Here is a 5,823-nt window from a genome sequence, read left to right as displayed (position 1 = left end):
GTCGACACCCACGCCCAGCAGTAGCCAGCGCTGCGCCGGCTTGGTGCGCACCCCAGCGGCACCGACTTTCAGGCCGATCCAGTAGTTCCACAGGGTGACCCCGGCGAACAGGGCCAGGAAGTCCACCCGCCACCAGGCATAGAAGACGTAGCTGGCGATCAGCAGCAGCAGGTTGCGATAGCGTTGCCCGCTCAAGTAGTACAGGCCGAGGAATATCGGCAAGAACAGGAACAGGAACACGTTGGACGAGAAGACCATCCCGGTTCTCCTAATTTGTTCACAGCATCCAGGGCAAAGCGCCCCCCAAACCCCCCAGCGCAAGACCGGAAGGCAACTTAGTACCTCTGTGGGAGCTGGCTTGCCGGCGATGCAAGGCGAAGCCTTGCCCATCGGTAGTCAGGGGCCGTTTCGCGGCCCCTCGCCGGCAAGCCAGCGCCCACAGATTTCACCCCCGCATTGGGGTGTGCTACTTCTTGCTTTCTGCGCTCGGGTCGTAGACCCGGGTCAAATCGCCGCCGAGCCTGAAACTGTTGAACGGCTGCATCTCATGCTTGCGCTCCAGCGTGTCGCCCACGCAGTGGTACAGCGCGCACCACGGCTCGAGCCAGGCGTACTTGCTGTCGACCTTGAGGTCTTTCATGTCCTGTTTCTCACCGGCCCGCGCCTTGAAATGGCTTGGGTCGCGGGCGCCCGCCAGCACGCCTTCGCCCAGGCGCTGCAGGGCGAAGTTGTTTTCGCTGCGCAGGTCCACGCCATTGGCCTGGGCGAAGCTGGCGATCATCGCCAGCGGCGGCAGGGCATAGTTGTGGTAGGCCAGGGCACGCTGCTTGCGCTTGATTTCGTTGGGCAGGAAACCTTGCTCGTCGACCTGGTTGGCACCCACCTTGAATTCCTTCACGGCCCAGTCGAACAGGTCGCGACGGTCGGTGGCCACGGCGGTGGCCATCACCGACCAGGCGGCCCAGTAGCTGTGGTTGTTGATCTTCTGCAGCGGCAGGTCGCTCCAGTCGCGCACGGTCTGTTCGGCCAGGCGGGCGAGCCACTTCTCGATCAGCTCGGCCTCGGCCTGGTGCGCGGCCAGTGGCTGCGAGTTGGAGAACTTCAGGCGCAACCACGAACCGCTCATGCTGCCCAGCGCCCATTTGCGCATGGACTTGCCGGTGTGGTTGTAGTCGGTGGACAGCAGCGCACCGGCGCGTGCCCAGTTGCCCAGCCAGGCCAGGGTGCAATCGAGCTGCGCCGGGCGGCCGTCACGCATGTACTGGCCGACCATCTTGCTGACGCCTTTCTCCAGCGTGGTGATGTCGGCAGTGGAATCGCGAAAGGCCTTCTCCGAGGCGACATTCAGCGTCGCCCGGGCCTTGTCCGAACCCTCGTACTTGCTCCGGAACTGCAGCGCGCCGGTGTACGGCTTTGGTGCGGCTTCGCAGCGGAAGTTGCCGTCGCCGGTCTTGAGCTTTTCAATGCCCTCGTAATACCCCTGCGGGGGCACCAGCGCAGCCTGCGCGGCGCCTGCGCACAGCGCCAGGGCCAGCAGGGCAGGGCGGAAGATTCGCTTGGATACAGTCATGTTCGCCTCACTGGCCGGCCTGCGCGGTTTGCGCAGGCACGGCGAAGTTGTTGCGTTTGCAGAGCTTGGCCTCGACCTTCTGGGTACCGTTTTCCGGCCCTTGTACTTCGAACGCCAGCAGGCTCTGGCTGGCCCAGTCCTCGTCTTCGCGCATCTGGAAGACGAAACGGCCGTCGGTATCGGAGGTCTCGGGTTTTTCCAGCTTGATGTCTTCGTGGCGGCCGTTGAGGTACCACAGGGTGGCCTGCAGCACCTTCACCGACGGATCGTCGAACTTGACGTCCATCTGCAGGTTGCGGTTGATCAGGTCCTTGATCACGCCGCCCTTGCCGTTGACCATCAGCTCGTTCTTGCCCGGCTTGAGGGTGGCGCTGGCGCTCATCAGCGCCGGGCGGTCGTCGCAGCCGTCGTCGAGCAGGCCAAGGATTTGCCGCCAGATGGTTTCCTGGTCCAGGCGGTACAACGGGGAGAATTCCCAGATCAGGATCTTCGGCGGGTTTTTCTGGAACTCCTCGCTGCCCAGGTACTGGATCATCGAGCCTTCCAGGCCACCGCCAGGGAAGGCGACATTGAGCACGTCGGCGCCGATGTATTGTTCGAGGAAACCCGAGAAGTTGTAGTTCTTGCCGCTGTGGCTGGTGCCGACCAGGGTGATCTGCGCGTTGCCGCTGTCACCGAACAGGTCGTCGCCGCCGCCGGTGGAGCCTTTCGGCTCGGTGGCAAACTGGTCCATGTACTGGACGGCGTAGCTGGTGTTGCACAGCTGGCCGGCAACGTTGTGCAGGGTGCCGGTCTTGCCCATGCGCCCGGACTTGGTAGTCTCGAATTCCTTGCGCGGCACGCCTTCGAAGGCCGGCATGTGGTGCACGGTATCGGCCACGATCCTGGCCGCACGCTGGGCACCGTAAGGGGTCCAGTGCTGGTCGCCACGGAAGTAGAAGTCCTTGCCCTGGTCGGCGGCAGCCAGCTGCTCGTTGGTCAGCGGCGACAGATCGGGGACGTTGTAGCCCATGCTGGCGAAGCGTTTGAGCATGGCTTGGTAGTTGCCCAGGGCCTTCTGGTAGTCGAACGCGGCTTTTTCGGCCGGGTTGAGCATGTTGCGGTTCACCAGGCCACGGGTTGGCTGGTACACCACCACCAGTTCCACGCCGCGCTTCTTGAAGGCGTCGTGCACTTGCTGCAGCCGCTTGTAGCCGGCCGGGGTGGTGTTGAACTCGGTGCGCAGGTCTTCGCGGGTACGGAACAGCCAGTCGCCCTTGGCCTGCACCAGCGTGGTGAAGTTCTGTTGGTAGCGGGTGGTATAGCGGCTGGCATCATGCGCTTCAGGGCACAGCTGGCAGCAAGGCTCGGCGCTGAAGGAAGGGGCCTTGACCTCTTCGGCGCGCACGCCCTGGCTGATCGCCAGGAGGGCGGCGGACAGGCCCAGCAGTTTCATCAGGTGTGGAGTCATGGTCTGGGCTTCCTTAATCGATCATTTCGGTCTGGCGTTCGACCGGGTCGATCAGCACAGCCTTCTGCTGGCGAACCAGCAGGTCGAGGATTTCGTCCTGGCGCTCGCCCAGCACGCCGTTGAGGCTGATGCCGCTGGCCTTGCGCGGGGCGAGCATGGCGACCTTGTACAGCTCGACCGACAGCGGCGAGTCGATCGACAGCGGGCCGGAGCCGTTGGCCACCAGCTCGCCACCCACCACGATCAGCGAGACCTTGGTGTCGAACGGGTCGAGGGCGATGTCGCGGTCGGTGTCGGACAGGTCCTTGATGTGGCCATACACGCCCACCAGGCCGTTGGCCATGGCCACGTTCTCGTACAGGCGGATGTTCACGCTGTTACGCACGCGGATGCCGTGGCGACGGTTGTTGATCAGCTTGTTGCCCCAGATCAGGTTGTCGCCGCTTTCGTACAAGGTGATGCCGTCGGTGTGGTTGCGGTAGATCTCGTTGTAGGCGATCAGATTGTTGACGCTGTTACGGTCGATCACCACGCCCGAGAGCTTGTTGTCGTAGCTCTTGTTGTTGATGATCCAGCTGTCGTTCACCTCACGCGAAACGATGATGCCGTGCTTCTTCTTGGTGCCGTACACGGTGTTGCCGGCGATGATCAGGCGGTGCGAGCGGTCGTGCGGGTCGATGCCATAGACGATGTTGTCGCGGTAGGTGCTGTCCTTGACCACGAAATCCTGGGTCTCGTAGCAGTAGAAGCCGTACCACATGTCGCTGAACTCCGAGCCGATGATCCAGCCGGTGGGCTCCGGGCGGCCCATGCGCTTGGCCATGTTCGGCGTGTACTGCGAAATGCTCACGCCATACGACTTGGACTTGGCGTAGCCGAAGCTGGCCATTTTGCTGTTGACGATGTAGGTCTCGGTGCCGCCCCACGACAGCAGGAACGGGCGGAATTCCTTGGGCGAGCGGAAGGTGGCCGGGCCGTTGTCCTTTTCACGCCAGCCGGTCACCTGGGTGTCGCTGACAAACAGCTTGCCGTCGTTGACCAGGAACGAACCGCCTTCCTGCGACAGGCGCAGTTGCTTGACCTTGCCGTCGATCTCGAGAATGCCCTTCTGCCCGACCACGATCGGCAGGCGCGCCAGGTACACGCCAGGCTCGACTTCGCTGAAGTACTGCCTGGGCACCTTCTTGCTCAGTTCGACCAGGTCGACATGGCCGTCATCGACGAAGATCGCCTGCGGGATGCCGTGCTGGCGCTGTACCCATTCGGCCGCCTTGTTGTCGCCGCCGATAAACTCCTTGAGGCTGTCCTCCTGGAACATGCGGCGCAGGCTGACCTTGCCTTTGTGGCTGCGGTCGATTTTCTTCTGTACCGCTTCGGCCGTGAAACCGGTGAGGTCGGGCAGCTTTGGCGGGTCCATCTGCAGCGGCTCGATCGGCGCGCTGGAGATCGTGTAGGTCTTGGCCTGCTGCAGTTCCTTGGCGATCACCTGGGGCTCTGCGGCAGCGACCAGGCCGCTGGCCAGCAGCAAGGCGCTGGCCAACAGGCTGTGGCGTAAGTGCGGGTGAAGGTTCATGGCTGGTCCTCGGCCTCAGAAGCGCCAGATGACGTCGACGAAGGCGCGGTGCATGTACGAGTCCGCTTCCTTGCCATAGGCGTCGCCCGGCTTGAACACGCCGGCACGCAGGCGTACCAGGGCGGACGGTTCGTCGATGGCCTGGCTCATCGAAGCGGGCAGCAGGCCTTGCTTGAAGTACTTGGTCACGACCACGTCCATTTCCTGGCCAAGGTCTTTTTCGCCGTCGACCAGGGGGCGGTTGACGCCGTTGTCGTTGACCACCGCGTTGATGCCGCTGGAGCCGATGTTCTGGTTGCCATCGACACGCCAGAACTTGTGATAGATGAGGCTGGCGTCGTAGTCGTCGCGCAACTGCCAGGAGGCGAACAGGGTGGCGGCCTGCAAGTTGCCCAGCTCGCCGCGGAAGGCTTCACCGAAGCGGTGCACGCGCGAACGGGTGCCGGTGAAGTTGGAGCGGTTGCTCTCAAGGCCGGTCTGCTCGAAATTGTTCGAGCCGTCGTCGCCACCGCCGCCGCTGCCGCGAGCGTACGCCGCACCGACCTGCCACTGCGGGTCCAGGCGCAGGCGGATGCCCAGGTCGGTGGCCCAGGCGTTGACGTCGCCGCTCTGCTTGCCGGTAGCCACTTGGTCGTTGCCGACAGCCTGGCTGCTGAGGGTGTCGCGGTCACCGGTCAGCCAGGTGACGCTGCCCCAGTAGTTGACGGTGTGGTCATTGCGCCAGTTGTAGGCGTCGCTGTTGGCCTCCAGGCCCAGCCAGGTGAGGTCGCCGGTGCGGGTCTTGTCCAGTGCGTCGACGGTTTCGCCGGGGCTGTTAAGGCTGCCGCTGTCATGGCTGTGGTGGGCGCGCACGCCGACCCAGTGACCTGGGGTCCACTGCGTGGCGACGTTGCCGTAGATGTGCGTGCGGTCCTTGTCTTCCGGGGCCAGCTCGGTGAGGTCGGTGCGGTATTCGCTGAAGCGCTGGGCCACGCCCAGGTCGGCCTTGAGCAGGGTGGTGTCGAAGGTCCAGTTCAGCGCCTCGATGTTGGTGTCTCGCCACATGCCGTCGTCGCTGCGCAGGCGTTGGCGGCCCAGGCGCAACTGCTCGCCCGGGTAGGCGGTGAGGCCGCTGTAGCCGACCCAGAACTCGCGCATGGCCAGGTAGCTTTTGTCAGGCTGGCGGCTGTCGTCGCCAGTGTCGGTGCTGGTGCCGTCGTCATTCTGGCGCAGGGTGTCGGTTTCGATGGT

At 63.9% G+C, this 5,823-nt stretch carries 4 protein-coding genes and 1 pseudogene; all 5 read right to left on the bottom strand.

Annotation, left to right across the window (positions count from 1 at the left end; all coding sequences use genetic code 11):
- A pseudogene (locus HP546_RS24575) lies at nucleotides 1–258 on the bottom strand (membrane-bound O-acyltransferase family protein); the annotation flags it as partial.
- A 208-nt stretch (nucleotides 259–466) separates the two neighbouring features.
- Entirely contained in the window at nucleotides 467–1,570 is a 1,104-nt protein-coding gene (locus HP546_RS24570; RefSeq protein ID WP_172230690.1) for a mannuronate-specific alginate lyase, read from the bottom strand.
- A gap of 7 nt (nucleotides 1,571–1,577) precedes the next feature.
- On the bottom strand, nucleotides 1,578–3,020 hold the full coding sequence (locus tag HP546_RS24565) for an alginate O-acetyltransferase (protein WP_172230687.1): 1,443 nt from the start codon (nucleotides 3,018–3,020) through the stop codon (nucleotides 1,578–1,580).
- A 13-nt stretch (nucleotides 3,021–3,033) separates the two neighbouring features.
- On the bottom strand, nucleotides 3,034–4,593 hold the full coding sequence (gene algG, locus HP546_RS24560; RefSeq protein WP_172230684.1) for a mannuronan 5-epimerase AlgG: 1,560 nt from the start codon (nucleotides 4,591–4,593) through the stop codon (nucleotides 3,034–3,036).
- Between the two features lie 15 nt (nucleotides 4,594–4,608).
- On the bottom strand, nucleotides 4,609–5,823 hold a 1,215-nt coding region (locus HP546_RS24555), incomplete at its 5' end, for an alginate export family protein (RefSeq protein ID WP_172230681.1).

Origin of the sequence: Pseudomonas sp. CM25, assembly GCF_013179705.1 — a bacterium.
Lineage (GTDB): Bacteria > Pseudomonadota > Gammaproteobacteria > Pseudomonadales > Pseudomonadaceae > Aquipseudomonas.
Note: the sequence above shows the minus strand (reverse complement) of the source record. Positions and strands in the feature narration are given on the sequence as shown.